We start from the raw sequence: 324 nt of genomic DNA on the forward strand, positions 1-324 counted from the left end.
GACATGATGTGCTGCGCGTAGACGCCGGCGCCCTCGCCGCGGTCCTTGTCGGCATATTCGTTCTGCGCGTCGACGAAGGCGAGCGCGGTCTGGATCGCGTCGAGTTCGTTGCGTCCGATGCGACGGCTATCTGCGCGTCTACTATGAAAAGCTTGGCCTGACATTCCTCACCTACCGCGATTGGCTCGCCGGCGGCGCGAAGATTCCTGCGGAGGTGATGCCATGATCAGTCTGAAATCGCTGCAGCGCGCGGTGTTGCCGGGCATGTTCGTACTTGCACTGCTTGGCTCCGTGGCCCAGGCACAGCAATCCTACAAGACGCCG

Annotated in this window: 1 pseudogene; it reads right to left on the minus strand. The window is 62.3% G+C overall.

Going from position 1 to position 324, the window contains the following annotated elements:
- Positions 1-125, minus strand: a pseudogene (locus G8O24_RS43185) (DUF2950 family protein); the annotation flags it as partial.
- Between the last annotated feature and the right edge of the window lie 199 nt (positions 126-324).

Origin of the sequence: Bradyrhizobium campsiandrae (genome assembly GCF_014529705.1) — a bacterium.
GTDB lineage: Bacteria > Pseudomonadota > Alphaproteobacteria > Rhizobiales > Xanthobacteraceae > Bradyrhizobium > Bradyrhizobium campsiandrae.